A 21000-nucleotide genomic window follows, 5' to 3' on the forward strand; every position below is an offset into this window, starting at 1 on the left:
CCGAGTCCCACCGAACCTGCCGATGCCTCGACTCCCGCCCCGGCGGATAGTCCGACGGGGTCACCCGAGGCCGCGCGAGAGCGGGATGGGCACGAGTCGAGCAGGCCCGACCCCACCGTGCACGACCCCACCGTGCACCACCCGGGGCCGGGGCACAGGCCGCCGTCTGCGGGCTGGCCTGCGCCACCGGCCGCCGTGCTCTGGGGTGTGTTGGCCGTCGCGATCCTGTTCGGGGGCTGGGGGCTGTGGCGCGCACTTGCGGGCGGCGGTGACGTGCATGCGCGTCTGAGCGCCAGCGAGCAGGCCAACGAGGAATTGCAGGCGCGCCTGGACGAGATGCAGCAGAACGTCGCCACCCTGACCCGCTCCGACCAGATCAGCCGCGACGCCAACCGCGACCTGCAGGGTGCACTGGCCGAGCGCGAGGAGGAAATCGCCGGCCTGCGCGCCGATGTGGCTTTCTACGAACGCCTGGTGGGTGCAACGTCGCAGCGGCGCGGCCTGACTGTGCACGCCTTGCGGATGGCACCCCAGAACGGCAACGCGTGGGAGTTCCAGACCACGCTGACGCAGAATCTCAACCGCGGCGCGGTCAGCAGCGGCCGGCTCAGCCTGGCCATCGAAGGCACCCTGGACGGCAAGCGCGAGGAACTGGTCTGGAGCGACCTGCGCCAGGGCGACGACGCCGACGGCGCTCCGTTCTCGTTCAAGTACTTCCAGCAGATCAAGGGCGACGTGTTCCTGCCCGACGGGTTTGCCCCGGTGCGGGTGACGGTCAAGCTGCAGCCGCGATCGGGCTCGCCGATCACCGAGTCCTTCAACTGGTCGGAGGTCACCGGCAACGGTCCGCAGGGCGGGGTGCCGTCGGCCGAAGCTGACTGACGCGCGCGCGGCGTCCGGCCGAGCTTGAATGCCTGCGGCCGACCCCCCATCCTGAGTGGATGGACAATCAGTTTATTCCGCTGCCCGGGCTCGACAGCGCCCCGGGCTACCAGTCGCTCGACAACGCCCTGCAGTTCACCGCCGCCGCCGCCGCGAAAGCCGCCGAGCTGGTGGCCGAGGAAGGCAACCCAGCGCTCAAGCTGCGCGTGTTCATCCAAGGCGGCGGTTGCTCGGGCTTCCAGTACGGCTTCGAGTTTGACGAAGAACAGGCCGACGACGACCTCGCGGTGAAAACCGATGCGGCAACGTTGCTGGTGGACCCGCTGAGCCTGCAATACCTGATGGGCGCGGTGGTTGATTACACCGAAAGCCTGCACGGCGCGCAGTTCGTGATCCGTAATCCGAACGCGAAGACCACCTGCGGCTGCGGTTCCTCGTTCGCCGCGTGACGGGTGACGGGGCGCCGTTCGCATTCGTTGAGGCCGGCGCTTTTGCCGGGATAGACGCCGCGTTCCGTCGCGGTGACAGCACGCTTTTGCCGCATGCCGACCAGCCCGAGTGCCACGGGGCGCTGGACCGTGCCGATCGCCTTCGTGGCGATCCGACCGCACTGGCCGCGCTGTGGGCGAATGCCCGGGTCTTGCTGCTGGACGATGACGGCCGCGCGCTTGCAGAAGCCGATGGCAGCCTGTTCGCACCGACCGGCGCACAGATCAGCCAAGGACCCGGCGGCACCGGTGCGGCGATTTTCCTCGGCGTCGATGGCAGCGGGTGCGGCTGGTTCAGCCTCGACGCGAAGCTGGTGGCCCTGCACGCGCCCCGGCGCATCGACCTGCGGACCGCGGCCGCCGAGTGGCCGGCGTTCGAGGCCGGCGTGTACGCGCAGGCACGCGCCCTGCAGCACTGGCGCGGCCGCTACCGCTACTGCAATGTCTGCGGCGGAGAGATCGGGTTCGAGCGCGGCGGCTGGCTCGGTCGCTGCCACCAGTGCGGTCAGGAGCATTACCCGCGCACCGACCCCGCAGTGATCGTCGCGGTAACCGACGGTGAGCGCCTGTTGCTGGGCCGGCAGCCGGGATGGGCGCCGCGGCGGTATTCGGTGCTGGCGGGATTCGTCGAGCCCGGCGAGACCCTCGAGCAGACCGTCGCCCGCGAAGTCATGGAGGAGTCGGGCGTGCGCGTGCGTGCGTGCCGCTACCTCGCCTCGCAGCCGTGGCCGTTTCCCGGTCAGTTGATGCTCGGCTTCATTGCGCTGGCACATCCTGATGAGCCGCAGGTCGATGACGAGCTGGAAGACGCGCGCTGGTTCAGCGTGGACGAGGTGCGTGCCGCCACGGCCGGTGATGTCGACGACGGCAGCAGCCTGCGCCTGTCAGCCACCATCTCGATTTCGCGCTGGTTGACCCACTGCTGGCTGCAGACGATGAACGCCAAGCGCACCGGCACGTCACGCTGAGTCTGGCCGGTCGCCGGCAGCGACTGCGGCGCGCGTCCGGCACCCGCAGTGCCGCTAGAATCGGAGAATGTGCGCAATCGAAGCGCCGCGTTATCGCGCGACCTGAACTGCGCGGCGTGAACCCGGAGGAAGCCAGCCAATGTCCATCACCCTGATCGCCACCATCGTGGCGCTCGTCCTGGGCCATCTGGCACCGTCGTTCGCGGCCACCGTCCGCAATTTCGGCTGGTACCGCGACCTGATCGCCTGGTGCAACGGGCGCTTTGGCGAGGACGGATTCTGGCGGGGTCGCTGGGGCGTCGTGCTGATCCTCCTGCCACCGGTGCTGGTCATCGGCGTGTTGCAGGCGTCGGTGGATGGCGGGCTGTGGGGGATTGCCGGGCTGTTGTTCGGTACCGCGGTGCTGTTCCTGTCCTGGGGGCCGTGTGATCTGGACCGCGATGTCGATGCGATCCTGGACGCTCCCGACCGCCCCAGCAGGCGCGAGCGCATCGCGCAGATGGTCGCCGAGGCGCAGACCCCCGGTGGCGGCTCCGGCCTGGTGGAAGCGGTGTTCCGCAACGCCCTGCGACGCTGGTTCGGGGTGCTGTTCTGGTTCCTGGTACTCGGCCCCGTGGGCGCGATCACCTATCGCCTGAGTGTGCTGGCCGCGGTCGGCCCCATCGCCGGCGAGGTGCCGTCCACCACCCGCGAGGGCGCGCGCATCTGGCTGGCGGTTCTGGAGTGGCCGGTGGCGCAGTTGATGACCCTGGCGCTGGCGCTGGTGGGGAACTTCGATAGCGTGCTGAGCGCGTGGCGCAACGCCGAGGGTGCGTCCTTGCGGCTCAGCAGCCGTTTCCTTGGCGCCGCGGCGCGCGCCAGCGTCAACAGCGAGCTGAGCGAGCAGGGCGATGTCTGGGTCTCGGATGAGGAAGACACCGAGAGCGGGATCGTTGCGCCTGCAGTCGGCATCGCGCCCCCCGACCTGCCCGAGCTGCGCGATGCCATGAGCCTGGTCTGGCGCAGCCTGCTGGCGTGGCTGGCGGTGCTGGCGCTGTTCGTGATTGCCGGCTTCGTCAGCTGATCCACGCCCGGTCCTGGCTGACCGATCCGCGCTCAGGCGTGATCCCCGCGCAGTTCGCGCACCTTCGCCTCCAGCATCCCGGCATCCACCTGCGCGCCGTCCATCGGCGCTGCGGCAACTACTTCGACCCGCGCGCGGAAGCCACGCGGGGCGCGCATCCGCCCCAGCCGTCCCGCTTCTGCGCGAGCGCTGCGCCGGCTCCACATGCTGGTCCACATGCCGCGCAGCGCCATCGGGATCACCGGCACGGGGCGGCGTTCCAGGACTTTCTCGACCCCCGACTTGAACGCGGCGATTTCCCCGTCCCGGGTCAGCGAGCCTTCCGGGAAGATGCAGACGATCTCACCCTCCGCCAGCGCCGCGTCGATATCGTCGAATGCGCGCTGCATCAGTTCCGGATTCTCGCGCGCGCCGGCAATCGGGATCGCCTTGGCGGTGCGGAAGAACCAGTGCATCACCGGCACGTTGAAGATCCGGTAATACATCACGAAGCGCACGGGCCGCGGGATGCAGGCGGCCAGGATCAGCGCGTCCATGTAGCTGACGTGGTTGCAGACCACCAGCGCTGCGCCCTCGTCGGGAATGCGGTCGATGCCACCGGGCCGCAGGCGGTACAACGTGCGCACCAGCATCCAGCTCAGGAAGCGCATCAGGAATTCCGGAACGATGGTGAAGATCCACAGCGCCACCGCCGCGTTGGCGATGGCCAGTGCCAGGAACACCTGCGGAATGTCCAGCTCGGGCATCGGCACGCGCACGCCAGCCACCTCGAAGGACGGCAGTTGCAGCGTGAGTCCGAGAACCGCGGCCAGCACGATGAAACCGGAGTTCTGGATGTTCAGCCCGGCGAACACGCGCGACATCTCGGACTTGGGCGTGCGGCTCTGGATCAGCGCGAACAGCGGCACCACGAAGAACCCGGTGAACAGGCCGATGCCGAGCAGGTCGATGGTGGTCCGCCAGCCGCCCGGCTGTTGCAAGAAGCCCATCACGTCGAGGCCGGTCATGCCCGCCGCGTCGGGCCGCGAGAGCGACAGATCGAGCAGGAACGCGGTCATGCCGAACGCGCCCAAGGGCACCAGCCCGATTTCCACCGTGCGCGCCGAGAGCTTCTCGCACAGCAAGGAGCCCACGCCGGTGCCAACCGAGAACATCGCCAGCGCGAAGATGTACAGCGTCGCCGAACCGCCCAGGTTGACCTCGGCGTAGGTGGGCAGCTGCGAGGTGAGCACGGTGCCGACGAACCAGAACCACGACACGCCGAGCACCGCGTTGCGCACCGCCAGTTGCTTCTTGGCCAGGCGCAACACGGCAAAGGATTCGGGAATAGGGTTCCAGTTGACCTTCAGCTCGGGCGCACCCGCGCTCGCCGGCGGAATGGCCCGGCTGACCAGATGCCCCGTGACGGCCAGCGCAATCACCAGCGCGCCGGCGACCCACGGTCCGTTGTCGCCGGCGGCGTTGAACACCATGCCGCCGATGATCATCCCGACCAGGATCGAGATCGAGGTGCCCATCTCGACCAGCCCGTTGCCGCCGGTCAGCTCGCGCGGGTGCAGCACGGTCGGCAGGATGGAGTACTTCACCGGGCCGAACAGGGTCGACTGCAGGCCGGTGCCGAACAGGGCAACCAGCAGAACTGTCAGGTTCTGGGTCATGAAGCCAACCGCGGCCAGCGACATGATGGCGATCTCCATCGCCGTGGTGATGCGGATCAGCCTGGACTTCTCGACCTTCTCCGCGATCTGGCCCGCGAGCGCGGAGAACAGGAAGTACGGCAGGATGAACAGCGCCGGCGCCAGGTTGGTGTAGAGCGTCTTGTCGGCGCTGCTCACCCCCAGCCAGAACAGCATGCCGATGATGGCCTGCCGGTAGACGTTGTCGTTGAACGCGCCCAGCGCCTGGGTCAGGAAAAACGGCAGGAAGCGGCGCTGGCGAAGCAGTGCGTATTGGCTGTGCGAGCTGCCCTGCGGCGGCTCGTGCGGCGGCGTTCCGTCTGCCATGGAATTCCCCGAAATAGTGCCGGCGAGCCTAGCAGACCGGTTGCGTGCAGCGGTGCGCGAGCGACTCATTCCCGCCCGCTGGTCCACTCCGATCGCGAGCTGATGTCAGTCGCGCGCGATCGCCCGCCAGCCGATGTCGTGGCGGTGGAACTCCCCCTCCCAATGAATCCGGTCAACGACCCGGTACGCATTGCGCTGCGCGGCCGCCACATCCTCGCCGACGGCGCAGACGCAGAGCACGCGGCCGCCAGAGGTGACGATCCGGCCATCGACCAGTTTGGTGCCGCCGTGGAAGACCTTGCTGTCGCTGCCGTTGCCGGTCTCCGGCGGAATGCCGGCCGGGAAACGGATCACGTCGCCGGTGCGCGGCGTGTCGGGATAGTTCGCCGCCGCCATCACCACTCCCAGCGAGGGTCGCGGATCCCACTGCGCCTGCTCCTGGTCAAGGCGCCCATCGATGCCAGCCTCGATCAGATCGAGCAGATCCGACTGCAGGCGCAGCATGATCGGCTGGGTCTCCGGATCGCCGAAGCGGACGTTGAACTCGATGACCTTCGACGCGCCGTCGGCGTCGATCATCAGCCCGGCGTAGAGGAAGCCGGTAAACGGGATGCCGTCGGCCGCCATGCCGCGCACGGTCGGCTCGATCACCTCGCGCATGATCCGCGCGTGGATCTCATCGGTAACGACCGGTGCCGGCGAATAGGCGCCCATGCCGCCGGTGTTGGGGCCGGTGTCGCCGTCGCCGACGCGCTTGTGGTCCTGGCTCGTCGCCATCGGCAGCGCGGTCACGCCGTCCACGAGCGAGATGAAGCTGGCCTCCTCGCCGGTCAGGAACTCCTCGATCACCACCTGCGCCCCAGCCGCGCCGAACGCGTTCCCCTGCAGCATGTCGATGACCGCCGCTTCAGCCTCGGCCAGTGTCATCGCCACGATCACGCCCTTGCCGGCTGCGAGGCCGTCGGCCTTGACCACGATCGGCGCGCCCTTCTCGCGGATGTAGGCGATCGCCGCATCGACCTGAGTGTGGACGGCGTAGTACGCGGTGGGGATGCCGTGTCGCGCGAGGAAGTCCTTGGCGAAGGCCTTGCTGCCTTCCAGCTGGGCAGCGGCGGCGTTGGGTCCGAAGATCCGGTGGCCGGCGGCGCGGAAGCGGTCGACGACCCCGGCCACCAGCGGCGCTTCTGGCCCGACCACGGTCACCTCGATGTTTTCGCGGGCGGCGAGCTCGAGCAGCCCGTTGATGTCCGTCGCGGCCAGATCGACGTTGCGGCACTTGGCCTCGGTCGCGGTGCCCGCATTGCCCGGGGCGACCAGCACCTCGGAGACGCGCGCTGACCCGGCCAGCTTCCACGCCAGCGCGTGCTCACGGCCGCCGGAGCCGATGACGAGGATTTTCATTGCGGTGTGTTCCCTGACGCGTGGCCCGCGATTTTACCCGACCCGCTCGATCGGCCGGTCCGGTCCGCACAACGATGCCAGCGCCGGCCGGATATCGGGGAAGTCGAACACGAAACCCGAGGCGGTCAGTGCCGTGGGCACAACGCGCTGACCTTCCAGCACGAGGTCGGACTGCTCGCCCAGCGCCAGCCGCAGCGGCCATGCGGGCGCCGGCAGCAGTGCGGGTCGGTGGAGAACACTGGCCGCGGCGTTGGCAAAGTCGGCCTGATGGACGGCGCCGGGGGCAACAAAGTTGTAGGCCTCGACAGGTGCGGGCGCCGCCTGGCTGCTCTCTTCCCCGCGCGTGGCCTCGCGCGGCCAGAGATGGGCCATGCCGCGCAGCAGGTCGTGGATGTGGATCCAGGACAACCACTGCCGCCCGGTCCCGGTCCGTCCGCCCACGCCGAGCTTGAAAGGCAACAGCATCATCGGCAGCGCGCCGCCGTGCCCCAGCACCAGCCCGAAGCGCATACACGCGACCTGCACTCCGTAATCGGCGGCCCTGGAGGCTTCCGCCTCCCACGCCTGGCACAGCTGCGACATGAATACCGGCTGCGGTGGACTGTCTTCCGGGAGTGGCGTGTCGTCGCCCTGGCGCTGGACGCCGTAGTAGCCGATCGCCGAGCCGTTCAGCAGCAGCGCCGGTTTGTGCGTGCTGCGCGAGATCCACTCCACAAGGCTGCGGGTGGTGCCGATCCGGCTCTGCATCAAGGTCTGTTTGCGCCGATCCGTCCAGCGCGCGCCGAGGATTCGTGCGCCGGCCAGGTTCACGATCACATCGACACGATGATCGTCCGGCAGAGATGCCATGTTGCCAATGGCATAAACCCGGCCATCAAACAGCGAACGCGCACGCTCCGGATCACGCGAGAGCGCAGTCACTGCGTGGCCGTCGTCCAGCAGGGCACGGACCAGCTCCTGGCCGATAAAGCCGGTCGCGCCGGTCACCAGGACGTGCTGCTGCTCATCGCAGAATCTGATCGGTTTCACGGGCTGCTCCGTTAGAGCGGGGCTACCGGCGTGCGCGCCATCGGGCGTGCTGCCAACAGCCCCCCAAGCGTGCGTCCTGTGTATATCAGGGCCGGGCGAAAGCCCGTGTGTTGGGCACCATCGCCGGACCCACACCGTTTCGCGGCAAACACCTACGCTTGCGCGTGCATTCCGGTCACCAGGGCACCCGCTTTGGAACGCCCGCCCCGGATGCAAGGCGTCGGCCACTGCCCTAGTATTGAGCCGTCCATGGAGAGGCACATGAGCAGCGGAGTATCTGTTCCCCAGGCCGTGCTGGCCGCATTGTCCCGGTATCGCGACGCCGACCGCCTGTACGCACTGGCGGTGGGCGGCGCGTCGTCCGATCTGATCGTGGAGCGCTGGCAGGGCCGCGAGAGCCTCTCGCAGGGCTTCGAGTGGTGGATTGACGCGCTCTCAACCGACGCCGGCCTGGACCTGGACGCGCTGCTCGGCCAATCGGCCACCTTGTCGACCCACGCCGCGGACGGCGGACGCATCCCGCGGTCGGGACTGATCCGCCAGGCCGAGTGCGTCGGCAGCGATGGCGGCCTTGCCAGGTACCGCCTGTGCCTGGTGCCGTGGACCTGGCTGCTTACCCAGGGCCGCCACAGCCGCGTGTTCCAGGACCGCACGGTACTGGAGATCGTCGAGGCGGTGTTCGATGACTACGCGCCGCTGGCCAACTGGCAGGTCGGCGACGAGGTCGGCCCGTTCCTGGCGCAGGTGCGCCCGCGCAGCTATTGCGTGCAATACCGGGAAACGGATTTCGATTTCGTCAGTCGCCTACTGGCTGAAGAGGGCCTGGGTTGGCGGCTGCAAGAGACGGGCGAAGGTGGCCACGAGTTGGTCCTCTTCGCGCGCAGTGGCAATTGCCCGCAGGATGAGACCGCTGCAGGCGGTGGTGGCATCCGCTTCCACCGCAGCGACGCGACCGAGTCCAGCGATACCGTCCAGTCCCTCGGCGCGCAGCATTCGATTGCCGCCACCGACATCACCCTGCTCAGCCACGACTACAAGAGCATGTCGCTGGCGGCCAGCGCTCCGTTGGATGAGAGTGCCACCGACCTGCGGCTGGAGTCGTATGACGCTACCGGTGCCTACAGCTTTGCCAGTCAGGCCGAGGCCACGCGCTACGCCGGGCTGATCGCAGATGCGGCACGAGCAAAAGGGGCGCGCTGGATAGGGCGCTCGACGGTGCGCAGCTTTCGCGCAGGCCAGTGGTTCGCGCTTACCCAGGCGCCGGTCAACGGCGATGCGCCCCCGGAGCTGCTTCTGGTGGACGTACAACAGGCCGGCATCAACAACCTGCCTGACGCCGTGCGCGAGGGTGCTTCGGAGCATTTCGGCGCCGCGCCGCCGATCGCGGAACCGGTTGCCTTTGGAGCGGGCGGGGATCGCGCGGCGTCACTTTCGGCCAGCACTGGCGCCTTGATCGCGTCCGCTGCGGATGGGAACGGATCGGACGCAAAGAACTGGCAGGCAATCTGGGCCCGCGCCGAAGCCGTCGGCTATGCCAACAGCTTCATCGCCGTCCCGCGCGAGCTGCCCTGGCGCCCCGTGCTGGCTGATGACACCGGGCGGCGCATCAACCCGCGCCCGACCGCGCCCGGCTACCAGAGCGCCATCGTCGTCGGCGATGGTGGCTCCCCGCACGCCACTGGAGTGAAGGAACTGCACTCCGATGCACTCGGCCGCGTGCGGGTGCGCTTCCACTTCCAGGAGGATCAGCGCGCTTCGACTGCCGCCGACAGCTGCTGGCTGCGCGTCGCCCAACGCTATGCCGGCCCCGGCGTGGGCAGCCAGTTCCTGCCGCGCATCGGCCACGAAGTGCTGGTGGGCTTCCTGGACGGCGACATCGACCGCCCGATGGTCGTCGGTGCGCTGTACAACGGCCAAGGCGAAGGCGGCATCGCCCCGACCCCGGGTGGTGCGGCCGCTTCCACCGACGCCAACGACCTGTTTGCCCAGGCCGCCGACCATAGGCCCAGCGCCCAGGCCAACCGCGCCGGCGGCAACGCGCCGGCTTGGCACGGGATGAGCGCGGACGCCGACGGCCACCGTAACGCCGCCGCGATGAGCGGGTTCAAATCCAAGGAGTTCGGTGGCGATGGCCATAACCGGTTGGTCTTTGACGACAGCGACGGCCAGCTGCGCCTGCAACTGGCGACCACCCATGCCGCGACCCAGCTCAACCTGGGTCATCTGATCCACCAGTTCGACAACTACCGCGGCAGCTTTCGCGGCGAGGGCTTCGAGCTGCGTACCGACCAGTGGGGCGCCGTTCGGAGCGAGCGCGGCCTGTGGATCAGCGCCAGTGCCAACGATGCCGAGGCTCCGGCCGGCGAGCACGTGGCCGCGTTGGCCCTGCTGAGGCAGGCCAGCCAACTGGCCGGTTCGTTCAACGAGATGGCCACCACCCACCAGACCGTCCGATTGGCTGCGCATCAGGGCGCGACAGCCGCCAACAGCTCGCGACTGATAGAGGATCAGGCCCCGTTGGAGGCACTGCTGGCAAGTGCGGGAACCGTGGTGACCGGTGCCGCGTTCGGAGAAGGCAATGACGAAGCCCCCGAGCGCAACCCGGCCGGTGGTGACGGCCGCGTTCCCCACAGCGGCGACGCCATCATTGGGCTGACGGCCCCTGCCGGCATCGGAATCGTGGCGGGTCAGAGCCTCCACTGGAGCGTCGGCGAGACTCTGACGATGGCCAGTGGCGAGGCCAGCAACCTGGCTGTCGCCGGCGACCTGCGCATCCACGCCGTCCAAGCGATCGGCTGGCTGGCCGGCGCAGTGGACGGCAATGTCACCAGCGAGCACGCGCTGGCACTGGTGACCGCCGAAGGCGAGCTGGACATCCAGGCGCAGAAAGACGCGATCAAGCTGCAGTCACGCGACCGGCTCAAAGTGGTCAGCGCCAACGCCGAGGTCGATCTTGCGGCCGGCAAGACGGTGCACCTGGCGACCAGCGGCGGGGCAAGCATCACCATAGAAGGCGGCAACATCGTTATCGAATGCCCCGGCAACATTACCGTGCATGCGGCGAAGAAGTCGTTTGTGGGGCCGGCACAGCTGAGTCGGGAGATGAACAGCTGGCCGGAGACGAAATTCGACCAGAGCTACGTGGTACGCCATCGCGCGACCGACGAGCCCATGGCCGACACCCGAGTGGAACTGACCCGTGCCGACGGTGCGCGCATGTCGCTGGTCACCGACGCTGAGGGCAAGCTACCGATACAGAAGGGTCTGGGCCCGGAGAAGGTTGTAATCAAGATCCTCGGAAAGGAATGAAGCAGGCATGCCACGGAAGGAAGACGAAATCAGGATTGGCTCCCATGAAACCGACGGGAAGGGGAGTCCGGTAACCCACACAACGCTGAGCCCGACCAGCGACATCCGCCAGCGGGCCATCCTTGCCCAGCCCACCGCCGTGATCCCGATCATTTTCTTACCGGGGATCATGGGTACCAACCTCAAATCCAATACAGGCTCCAAAGTCTGGCGGCCGCCCAACACCGACGGCGTATTCCCGATCCTTGGTGCGATGGGGCAGATGTTCGCCTATGTGTTTCGTGGGCCCGCGACCCGGCAACGGATGCTGGATCCGACCAAGGTGGAGGTGGATGACCGAGGGTCCATCGATACCGGTGGCGCGCTTGAAAAGGCCGTCGCAAAGGACCGCGGCTGGGGCGCAGTGATGCGCTCTTCCTACCACCCCGTGATGGCGCTGATGCAGAAACGCCTCAACAACATCATGGAAGCGGGCGGATTGCTGGACTGGTGGAGTGAAGAGGGGCAGCACAGCCCGGCCGACTACGGCGACGAAAAGGCGAGTACAGCGCTTAGTGTTGATGATTTCAAGCACGCTGCCGGCTATCGATATGAAGTCTGGGGCGGCGGCTATAACTGGCTGCAGTCCAACGAAGATTCTGGACAGGACTTGATCGATTACATTGATAACGTCGTGCTCGCCCATCACCGCGCCAAAGGGCAAAACGTGAAGAAGGTGATCCTGGTGACCCACTCGATGGGTGGGATTGTCGGTCGAGCGATTGCCAGGGTCCACGAGTACGGCAAGCTGCTCGGGGTCGTCCACGGCGTAATGCCGGCCACCGGCGCGCCTGCCACATATCACCATTGTCGATGCGGTTATGACGGCGTCTCCCAGATCATCCTGGGACGAAACGCAAAGGAGGTCACTGCAATCGTGGGCAACTCGCCAGGCGCACTGGAGTTGCTTCCCAGCGCCGACTACGGCGATGGGCGCGCATGGCTGAAGATAGGCGGACCTGAAGATAATCCATCTCATGCACTCCCGGTATCCGACCCATACACCGAGATTTACCACAGCAGGGAATGGTACGGACTCGTTCCGGAGGAAAGCATGGAGATGCTCGATCCAGCGGGGCTGCATTCAGAGCCTGAATTCGAAGGGGCTGAAGCGGTCGGGTATGAACGCTTCACCCGCCTATTGAGTGACACCCAGCGCTTCCATGAGTCAGTTTCCGGCAAATATCCCGAGCCCGCATTTGTGCACTATGGCGCTGACGAAAGAATGCATGGGTGGACTGACGTCCATTGGCAAGGGGCCCATCTGCCTTCGCTGGAAGGAACGAGGGGCAGTAAGGATAACGGCAACGGGAAGATTAGCATCAAAAACGGTGGCCAAGTCGTCCAACTCAATTTCGGGGAGGCGGATCAACCCGGCGATGGCACCGTTCCGACAGTTTCCGGCGAGGCTCCCAGCAGGGCAGGAGTATGCGCAAGCTTCAGGCAGGGTAGTCAAGGGGCAGGCGCGCGCGTCGTAACTAACGGAAAAGGGAAGGATAAGGGTTACGACCATCAGGATAGTTACAACGACTCGCGGAGCCAGTGGGCGACGCTTTTCAGTGTGACGAGGATTTCGCGAGAGGCAGACTGGGCATGAGTATTTGCAAGGTTCCAATAATCGCTTTCGCTGTCGCCATACTTATTGCAATAACAATACCTGTAGCTGCCGGGCAAGGATCAAAAATGACAACTTACGACCATGGACAAACGGCCACACATTGCTTCGGTCGCCATTTGCTCGATCTTCCCTCCAGCAGCACTGTCAAGTCGAGCTTCGTCGTTGGCGGAGCATCTGTTGAAGTGCGCCGTGGGATAGATGCGCACGAGTTTGCCGCGCTGGTGGAGGCAAACGAGAAGAGACTGCGAACAGCACCCCACAAAACTGAAGGATCCATGTTTCGCGATCGCGTCGACTTTCAGCCTGATCGGATTTTGCTCTCCTCGTGGTTCAGCCCCAACAGTACGGCCACGAACAAGGACATGCTTTATACCCGTATGGCCGACGCTTCGGTCATGCACGTGTTTTCCGTTGAGGGAAGTGGCAGCAACCCGGCAAGGGCCAAGGAATACATGCTGCGCGTTTCGAGAAACCTGAGTCATCGGGCGACGGGTGAAACTCCGGAGGCTCCTGGATTCTGCATCGATCAAGGCCTGATTACTATGAGCAAGCTCAACAAGGAGGAGGTCACTGCGAGTGTCCGAATCAAGGAGCGGCCAGGGCTGACACTCCACTTTATGTCGTACGTCACCGGCGCACCCGACAAGCCGCTGCTGCGCCGCAACTCACGGATCCCGCCCGGCTACGAAGGCACCGCTGCCGGGATGAAGCGTCTCCGTCGCGGAGACCGCAATATAGGTCCGATCAAGGGGCAGGAACTGCTCGTCAGGGGAGACGCAGGCGGCAAGCGCAGCTACGAGTTCCTGTGGGAAAGCCAGGGTGAGAAGGCATCAATCGAGCACCCGTTCCTTTCACTGCGTATGTCAACGACAGACGACACGGACGAGAATGGCGAGATCATGGATGCACCGTTCCAGGACGACTCCCTGGCGCTGGCCTTCTGGGACTCGATCCTGAGCACACTTCGACTGCGCCCCGGCGCAATCAATTCCGGTGGCGCCGACCTTCGATAGGCGGCCCGTCTGCGTGTTGTAGATAAGCCGCGGCCGGCTTGAGCGGGCATCATGCCCGTCATGCCCGCAGCCACACCCCTGAACGCCTCCACCATCACGCGCCGCGCGATCGCGAGGCAGGCGTGGCCGATCATTCTTGCCAACGCGGCGGTGCCGACGCTGGGTCTGATCGACACCGCTGTGATCGGGCATTACGGCAGCGCGGCGGAATTGGGCGCGTTGGCGCTGGGCGCGTTGTTGTTCAACTTCGTCTATTGGAGCTTCGGGTTCCTGCGCATGGGAACTACCGGCTTCACGGCGCAGGCGGCGGGGGCGGGCGACGAGGCGGAGGTGCGTGCGACGGTCGGGCGCGCGGTTTTGCTGGCGGTCGGCTTGGGCATTGCGTTGATGGCGCTGCAGGGTCCGACAACCTGGCTGTACTTCGGGCTGATGGACGGCAGCGACGAGGTGGAATCGATATCCGAAGCCTATTACCGTGCGCGCATCTGGGGCGCACCGGCAGCGCTGACCCTGTTCGTGTGCAGTGGCTTGTTGATTGGGCTCGGGCGCAGCCGGACATTGCTGGGTGTGCAGTTGCTGCTGAACGGACTGAACGCCGGGCTCGACATCTGGCTGGCGGGTGCACTCGGGATGGGCGCCCGCGGCATCGGGCTTGGCACGGCCATCGCGGAGTGGCTTACGTGCGGCGTGGCGGTGTTGGTGGTGGTGCGTCTGCTGCGGGAGCGGCATCACGACAAGGAGCCGTTCCTGCCTGGGGTGCGGATCCGCAACTTGGCTCGGCTGCGTCAGGCCATGGCCGCCAACGGCGACATCATGGTGCGGACTTTGTGCCTGTTGTTCGGCTTTGGCTGGTTCGCCAATGCCGGAGCCCGCTTCGGCGATGTGGTTCTTGCTGCCAACCACATCCTCTTGCAGCTGGTGTCGTTCAGCGCGTTCTTCCTGGACGGCTTTGCCTTTGTGGCCGAAGCACTGGTGGGCGCGGCCTGGGGCGCGCGCGACCGGGCCGGGTTTTCCCGCGTCGTGCGCCTGAGCAGCGAGCTGGCCGCGGTTACCGCGCTGGCCCTGGCCGCGCTGATCCTGCTGTTCGGCGGAACCGCCGTGGCGGGCCTGACCAACCTGCCGGCGGTGCGCGAGGTGGCCATCGGGCATCTGCCGTGGACGGCGCTGTACGTGGTGTTGTCGGTCGCGGCGTTCCAGCTCGATGGCGTGTTCATCGGCGCCACGCGAACGCGTGAAATGCGCAACGCCAGCCTGCTGTCACTCGCCGTCTACCTGCTCGCCGCGTGGCACATGACGGCATTGTGGGGCAATCACGGGCTCTGGGCCGCGTTTGTGGTGTTCGTCGTCGCCCGGGCGCTGGCGCTGGTGCCGTACTACCGAAAATTGGGCACCAGCCCCGCACTCAATGGCGGAAGTGGCGCACTCCGGTGAACACCATCGCGATGCCGTGCTCATCCGCAGCCGCGATCACTTCCTTGTCGCGCATCGAGCCGCCGGGCTGGATGACCGCCTTGATGCCGGCCGCGGCCGCGGCATCGATGCCATCGCGGAAGGGGAAGAACGCATCGCTCGCCATCACCGAGCCCGGGACCGACAGGCCCGCTTCCTCGGCCTTCAGTCCGGCGATCTTTGCCGATACCACGCGGCTCATCTGGCCGGCGCCGATGCCGATGCTGCGCAGGTCGCGGGCGTAGACGATCGCGTTGGATTTGACGTACTTGGCGATCTGCCAGGCGAACATCAGGTCGTCCAGCTGCGCCGCGGTGGGCGCCAGGGTCGAGACGACGGTGAGCTCGTTGCGGCCCACCTGGCGGTTGTCGGCCGACTGCATCAGCAGGCCCGAACCGATGCGCTTGAGGTCGAACCGGTTCCGCCCGTCGCCGTGCGGGATCTTCAGTACGCGCACGTTGGCCTTTTTGGTGCAGTAATCCAGTGCGCCCTGTTCGTAATCCGGTGCGATGAGCACCTCCACGAACTGGCGGTCGAGGATCGCCTTGGCCGTGGCTTCGTCCAGGGTGTCGTTGAACGCCAGGATGCCGCCGAATGCCGACGTCGGGTCGGTGGCGAAAGCCGCCTCATAGGCATCGGCGTTGCTGGCGGCGACCGCGACCCCGCACGGATTGGCGTGCTTGACGATGACGCAGGCGGGAGCATCGAACTGGCGAACGCACTCCCAGGCGGCATCCGCATCCGCCAGGTTGTTGTAGCTCAGCTCCTTGCCCTGCAGCTGGGTAAAGGTGGCCAGCGTGCCCGGCAGCGGGTCCGCGTCGCGGTAGAAGGCGCCTTGCTGGTGCGGGTTCTCGCCATAGCGCAGGTCCATCATCTTGATGAAGTGGCTGTTCTCCTGCGCTGGAAATACCGCGCGAGTGCCATCTTCGCTGATCGAGGACAGATAGTTGCTGATGCACGCGTCGTAGGCGGCGACACGGTTGAACGCGGCCACCGAGAGCGCGAAACGGGTTTTCGCCGACAGCGCTCCGTTGTTGTCCGCCAGCTCGCCGAGCAGGGCGGCGTACTGGGCCGGATCGGTCGCCACCGCGACGCGGGCGTGGTTCTTCGCCGCCGAACGCAGCATCGCCGGGCCGCCGATGTCGATGTTCTCGATGATGTCGTCCATGGAGCTGTCGGGGTCGGCCGAGACCCGCTCGAACGGATACAGGTTCAGCACCAGAAGGTCGATCGCATCGATGCCGTGCTCGGCCATCACTGCGTCATCGATGCCCGCGCGCCCCAGCAGGCCGCCATGGATTATCGGGTGCAGGGTCTTGACCCGTCCGTCCATCATCTCCGGGAAGCCGGTGGCCTCGGACACGTCGGTCACCGCCAGACCCGCCTCGCGGATCGCCTTGGCGGTGCCGCCGGTGGAGAGCAGCTGCACGCCGTGGGCGGTCAACGCGCTGGCAAGATCGATCAGGCCGGTCTTGTCGGAGACGGAAAGCAGGGCGCGGCGAACGGGAACAAGGTCGGTCATTGCGGGCACGAGGGGCTGCGGTGGGGCAGCCATTGTAAGGGCGCCGGCCGCGGGCTAGACCAGGCCGTATTCGCGCAGCTTCTTGCGCAGGGTGGCGCGGTGGATGCCCAGCATCGCGGCGGCGCGGCTCTGGTTGCCATCGCAGTGCGTCAGGACTTCGGCGAACAGGGGGATTTCCAGCTCGCGCAGGGCGATCTCGTAGAGGTCCGCGTTCGCGCTGCCGTCCAGGTCGCGCAGGTAACGCCGGATCGACGTTGCGACGTGATCGCGCAGGGGCACCCGATTGCCGGAACGGATGGTGTCGGTGCGAGTGGCTGCAGCATTCAAGTCGTGTCCCCCCAGACAGTGACCGCCTGTCGCGTACGATGCGCCGCGTTGTGCGGGGCGACGACAGTCGATGAGTCTAGCCTGCGCGGCCGCTCGACAAAACCCGCGGCAGTGGTTTTCATCGGAAATCGAAGTTGAAGGCGACGATCGGGGTCGCCGGTTCCGCGATCCGGAACGACACGCTGGCGCTCTGGCCGGAGGCGAGTGCGGCCTCGTGCGCGGTGTCGGAATGGTAGTCGGTCGGCTGCAGCATCCGCGCGGCCACGGCCTGGCCATTGACGTCGGTCAGTTGCAGGTAGAGGACGGGCCAGGCCTGCGGCAGGGGAGCGTCGTTGCGGAAGCTGGCGCTGACCTCAAGCACGCCGGACTCGTCGGAAGCCGGGCGGACATCGCGCGCGAGCATCGTGTATGCGGCCGGCTCGTGCCACAGCGGGACCTCGCAACCCAGCGCCGCGCATACGCTGGCGATGACGGGGCGCCAGCGCGCACTGGCCGCCAGTTCCGCCCGCTGCAGCAACAGCAGTTGCAGGATCAGGACCGCCGCAAGCAGGCCGAAGGACACAACCCATGGCCAACGCGGTCCGTGGGGGCGGGCAGCCATGCCGACGGTGCGCGCGAACGTCGGGCGTCGGTGGCCGGCGCGCGGATGGCTGACCTTCGCGGTGCTGCGTCCCGCAGGGGGCGACAACTCGGTGCTCGCCTCGCCGCCGACCACGGACTGGATATGCGCACCTGGTTTCGTCGCACCACGATCCGGCCCCGCGCCGTGACCGGTCGGATGTGCCGATGACGGCGCCGGAGGCGTTGCCCCGCTCCCGGAACTTGCCTCGGCGATCGCGGCGGTGCGGACCGGCGTCGTCTCCTGCGTGTCACCAACGTCTGCCTTTGCCGGACCCATGGCGTCGGCAGCCACAACCGGGGCGTCGAGCGTTTTTCCGCAGCGGGGGCACGACTGCGTTGCGTCGCCGCGGCCGACGATGAGCGCAACCAGGAATCCGCAGTGGGGGCAGGGCACGAACATCGCCGCAGTTTAGCCGAGGCGCGCGGGCAGATGACTGCCTGCAAGGCCTGCGCTATCGATCACGCGCAGGCGGGTGCGTCAGCGCCGACGCACGCCGTCGATGCGGATCCAGTCATCCAGCCGTGCGACCTGCAGCTGTTCGAAGGCAGCATCGAATCGCGCGATGACCTCGTCCTCCTGGCCGGCCAGGATGCCCGACAGCGCAATCCGACCGCCGGGAGCGACGCGGGCGGCCAGCTCGTCGGCCAGCGAAATCAGCGCGGAGGCGAGGATGTTGGCGACCACCACCGGGTAGCGCATCGCGGCCGGCTCGTCCTCGGGCAGGTAGACGGCCAGGCGGTCGCGCACGTTGTTGCGCTCGGCGTTGTCGGCAGTCGCGATCAGCGCCTGGGGATCGTTGTCGACGCCGACCGCGCCGGCCGCGCCGAGCTTCAGTGCCGCCAGTGCGAGGATGCCCGAGCCGCAACCGAAATCCAGCACCGTGGCATCGTCCAGCTCGCCGCGTCTCGCCAGCCCGTCCAGCCATTGCAGGCACAGGGCGGTGGTCTGGTGCGTGCCCGAGCCGAATGCGAGCCCGGGATCCAGCCGCACCACGGCACTGCCGTCGCGGTCGGCGCCTTCGGGCAGCGCATGGTTCCACGGCACGATCCAGGTGCGCTCGCCGAATTTCAGCGGCTCGTATTGGTCCATCCAGGCCCGTTCCCAGTCCTGGTCGGCGACCTCGCGGAATTCGACATGCGACCAGTCGATGCCATCGTCGGCCGCCTCCAGCGCGTGCAGCAGCAACTCGCGCGGCGTGGTGCCGGGAAACAGCGCGGTCAGCGACAGCTCGGCCCACAAGGGCATCGCGCCGACGCCGGGCTCGAAGATCGCCTGCTCGTCGGGCGCGTCGGCGTGGGCGTCGCTGAGGGTGACCGCCAGCGCGCCGACATTCTCCAGCGCCCGCTCGTAACGGGGCTGGTCGACTTCGGTGCACGGCAGGGTGAGCTCCAGGAATGGCATGGTCGGCTCAGCTGATCGCCAGCGACTTGTCCTTCTGTTCCTTCAGGCGCCGCTCCAGGTAGTGGATGTTCTGGCCGCCCTGCTGGAAGCCGACGTCGGCCAGGATGCGCTGCTGCAAGGGGATATTGGTCTTGATGCCGTCGATCACCATCTCGCTGAGCGCCACGCGCATGCGCGCGATCGCGGTCTCGCGGTCGGGGCCGTGCACGATCAGCTTGGCAATCATGGAGTCGTAGTTCGGCGGCACGCGATAGCCGGCATACAGATGGCTGTCCACGCGCACGCCGGGACCACCCGGCACGTGGAAGTCGGTGACCAGGCCCGGGCTGGGCATGAAGGTCTCCGGGTCCTCGGCGTTGATCCGGCACTCGATGGCGTGGCCGCTGATGACGATGTCTTCCTGCTTCAGGCGCAGCTTCTGGCCGCTGGCGATCATCAGCTGTTCGCGGATCAGGTCGATGCCGGTGACCATTTCGGTGACCGGGTGCTCGACCTGGATGCGGGTGTTCATCTCGATGAAGTAGAAGCGGCCGTTCTCGTACAGGAACTCGAACGTGCCCGCGCCGCGGTAGTCGATCCGGATGCACGCATCCACGCAGACCTTGCCGATTTCGGCGCGCTGCTCGTCGGTGATGCCCGGCGCCGGGGCTTCCTCGACCACCTTCTGGTGGCGGCGCTGCATCGAGCAGTCGCGCTCGCCCAGGTGGATCGCGTTGCCTTGGCCGTCGGCGAGGACCTGGATCTCCACATGGCGCGGGTTCTCCAGGAACTTCTCCATGTAGACCATGTCGTTGCCGAACGTGGCCTTGGCCTCTGCCTTGGTGGTCTGGATCGCGGTGACCAGCGCCGCCTCGGTGTGGACCACGCGCATGCCGCGTCCGCCGCCACCGCCGGAGGCCTTGACGATCACCGGATAGCCGATCTCGCGGGCAATCTTGATGTTGGTCTGCGGGTCATCGCCCAGCGGGCCGTCGCTGCCGGGGACGCAGGGGACACCGGCTTCCTTCATTGCCCGGATCGCCGCGACCTTGTCGCCCATCAGGCGGATCGTCTCGGCCTTGGGGCCGATGAAGATGAAACCCGACTCCTCGACGCGCTCGGCGAAGTCGGCGTTCTCGGCCAGGAAGCCGTATCCCGGGTGGATCGCCTGCGCGTCGGTGACCTCGGCCGCGGAGATCAGCGAGGCCATGTTGAGGTAGCTCTCGGGCGAGGGCGCCGGGCCGATGCACACGGATTCGTCGGCCATGGCGACGTGCTTCAGGTTGCGGTCCACCGTGGAGTGCACCGCGACGGTATGGATGCCCAGGGCGTGGCAGGCGCGCAGGATGCGCAGCGCGATTTCGCCGCGGTTGGCGATGACGACTTTGTCCAGCATTGCCACGGCCTCAGCCGATCACGAACAGGGGCTGGTCGAATTCGACCGGCTGACCGTTCTCGGCCACCACCTTGAGGATGGTGCCGGACGCATCGGCCTCGATCGGGTTGAACATCTTCATCGCCTCGATGATGCCGATCGTCTCGCCGGCGGTGACCGTCTGGCCGACCGTGACGAATGCCGGCTTGTCCGGCGAGGGGGAGGTGTAGAAGGTGCCGACCATGGGCGCACGCACAACGTGGCCGTCGGGCAGCTCGTTTCCGGCGGCGACGCTGCCGCCGGTGGCGGCCTCGACCGGCGAGGCCATCGGCATCGGCGCTGGCGCGGCCGCCACCGGCTGCTGCGGCGCCGACGCCATCACGGTGCCGCGCGGGGTGCGCGCAAGGCGCACGGACTCTTCGCCTTCCTTGATCTCGATCTCCGCCAGGTTGGACTCTTCCAGCAGGTCGATGAGTTTCTTGATTTTGCGCAGGTCCATGGGAGGTCCTCTG

The 21000-nt window shown here is 67.0% G+C and carries 17 protein-coding genes; 8 read left to right on the plus strand and 9 right to left on the minus strand.

Features of this window, described 5'->3' with window-relative positions:
• Positions 1-117 precede the first annotated feature (117 nt).
• The 4 genes from INQ41_RS01785 (at position 118) to INQ41_RS01800 (ending at position 3401) form a co-directional block, all read left to right on the plus strand.
• Positions 118-882, plus strand: a complete 765-nt coding sequence (locus INQ41_RS01785) for a DUF6776 family protein (protein ID WP_228076666.1) — start codon at positions 118-120, stop codon at positions 880-882.
• Positions 883-941: 59 nt separating this feature from the next.
• Complete coding sequence (gene erpA / locus INQ41_RS01790; RefSeq protein WP_193985715.1) at positions 942-1331, plus strand: iron-sulfur cluster insertion protein ErpA; 390 nt, start codon at positions 942-944, stop codon at positions 1329-1331.
• 86 nt (positions 1332-1417) lie between these two features.
• Positions 1418-2338 carry an NAD(+) diphosphatase gene (nudC, locus tag INQ41_RS01795; RefSeq protein ID WP_193987152.1) on the plus strand — a complete coding sequence of 307 codons (921 nt, stop codon included), beginning with the start codon at positions 1418-1420 and terminating at the stop codon, positions 2336-2338.
• 139 nt (positions 2339-2477) lie between these two features.
• Positions 2478-3401, plus strand: coding sequence for a hypothetical protein (locus tag INQ41_RS01800; protein ID WP_193985717.1), 924 nt, complete (start codon positions 2478-2480; stop codon positions 3399-3401).
• 32 nt (positions 3402-3433) lie between these two features.
• Here INQ41_RS01800 and INQ41_RS01805 read toward each other — a convergent pair whose 3' ends face one another.
• From INQ41_RS01805 to INQ41_RS01815, 3 genes are all read right to left on the minus strand, one after another.
• Positions 3434-5404, minus strand: a complete 1971-nt coding sequence (locus INQ41_RS01805; protein ID WP_193985719.1) for an MFS transporter — start codon at positions 5402-5404, stop codon at positions 3434-3436.
• Positions 5405-5509: 105 nt separating this feature from the next.
• Complete coding sequence (purD, locus tag INQ41_RS01810; protein ID WP_193985721.1) at positions 5510-6805, minus strand: phosphoribosylamine--glycine ligase; 1296 nt, start codon at positions 6803-6805, stop codon at positions 5510-5512.
• A gap of 33 nt (positions 6806-6838) precedes the next feature.
• Positions 6839-7834, minus strand: coding sequence for a TIGR01777 family oxidoreductase (locus INQ41_RS01815; RefSeq protein WP_193985723.1), 996 nt, complete (start codon positions 7832-7834; stop codon positions 6839-6841).
• 261 nt (positions 7835-8095) lie between these two features.
• Here INQ41_RS01815 and INQ41_RS01820 point away from each other — a divergent pair, with 261 nt between their 5' ends.
• The 4 genes from INQ41_RS01820 (at position 8096) to INQ41_RS01835 (ending at position 15244) form a co-directional block, all read left to right on the plus strand.
• The gene (locus INQ41_RS01820; protein WP_193985725.1) at positions 8096-11143 is read left to right on the plus strand and encodes a type VI secretion system Vgr family protein; all 3048 of its coding nucleotides are present in this window, start codon (positions 8096-8098) and stop codon (positions 11141-11143) included.
• Between the two features lie 7 nt (positions 11144-11150).
• Positions 11151-12779, plus strand: a complete 1629-nt coding sequence (locus INQ41_RS01825; RefSeq protein ID WP_193985726.1) for an esterase/lipase family protein — start codon at positions 11151-11153, stop codon at positions 12777-12779.
• Between the two features lie 86 nt (positions 12780-12865).
• Positions 12866-13813: a T6SS immunity protein Tli4 family protein gene (locus INQ41_RS01830; RefSeq protein ID WP_193985728.1), complete on the plus strand. Its 948-nt coding sequence runs from the start codon at positions 12866-12868 to the stop codon at positions 13811-13813.
• Between the two features lie 51 nt (positions 13814-13864).
• Positions 13865-15244 carry an MATE family efflux transporter gene (locus INQ41_RS01835; protein WP_228076667.1) on the plus strand — a complete coding sequence of 460 codons (1380 nt, stop codon included), beginning with the start codon at positions 13865-13867 and terminating at the stop codon, positions 15242-15244.
• Here INQ41_RS01835 and purH read toward each other — a convergent pair.
• The 6 genes from purH to accB all read right to left on the minus strand — a co-directional run bounded on the left by purH (position 15216) and on the right by accB (position 20987).
• Positions 15216-16784, minus strand: coding sequence for a bifunctional phosphoribosylaminoimidazolecarboxamide formyltransferase/IMP cyclohydrolase (gene purH / locus INQ41_RS01840; protein ID WP_193985730.1), 1569 nt, complete (start codon positions 16782-16784; stop codon positions 15216-15218). The two genes, INQ41_RS01835 and purH, sit on opposite strands and share 29 nt — an antisense overlap.
• 54 nt (positions 16785-16838) lie before the next feature.
• Positions 16839-17111 (minus strand): DNA-binding transcriptional regulator Fis, encoded by a 273-nt coding sequence (gene fis / locus INQ41_RS01845; RefSeq protein WP_193985732.1) that lies wholly within the window; start codon positions 17109-17111, stop codon positions 16839-16841.
• 118 nt (positions 17112-17229) lie between these two features.
• Complete coding sequence (locus tag INQ41_RS01850; protein ID WP_193985733.1) at positions 17230-17712, minus strand: DUF3426 domain-containing protein; 483 nt, start codon at positions 17710-17712, stop codon at positions 17230-17232.
• A 498-nt stretch (positions 17713-18210) separates the two neighbouring features.
• Positions 18211-19134 carry a 50S ribosomal protein L11 methyltransferase gene (prmA, locus tag INQ41_RS01855; RefSeq protein ID WP_193985735.1) on the minus strand — a complete coding sequence of 308 codons (924 nt, stop codon included), beginning with the start codon at positions 19132-19134 and terminating at the stop codon, positions 18211-18213.
• Between the two features lie 7 nt (positions 19135-19141).
• Positions 19142-20509, minus strand: a complete 1368-nt coding sequence (gene accC / locus INQ41_RS01860; RefSeq protein ID WP_193985737.1) for an acetyl-CoA carboxylase biotin carboxylase subunit — start codon at positions 20507-20509, stop codon at positions 19142-19144.
• 10 nt (positions 20510-20519) lie between these two features.
• Complete coding sequence (gene accB, locus INQ41_RS01865) at positions 20520-20987, minus strand: acetyl-CoA carboxylase biotin carboxyl carrier protein (RefSeq protein ID WP_193985739.1); 468 nt, start codon at positions 20985-20987, stop codon at positions 20520-20522.
• Positions 20988-21000: the final 13 nt, after the last annotated feature.

It is taken from the genome of Lysobacter ciconiae (assembly GCF_015209725.1).
Lineage (GTDB): Bacteria > Pseudomonadota > Gammaproteobacteria > Xanthomonadales > Xanthomonadaceae > Novilysobacter > Novilysobacter ciconiae.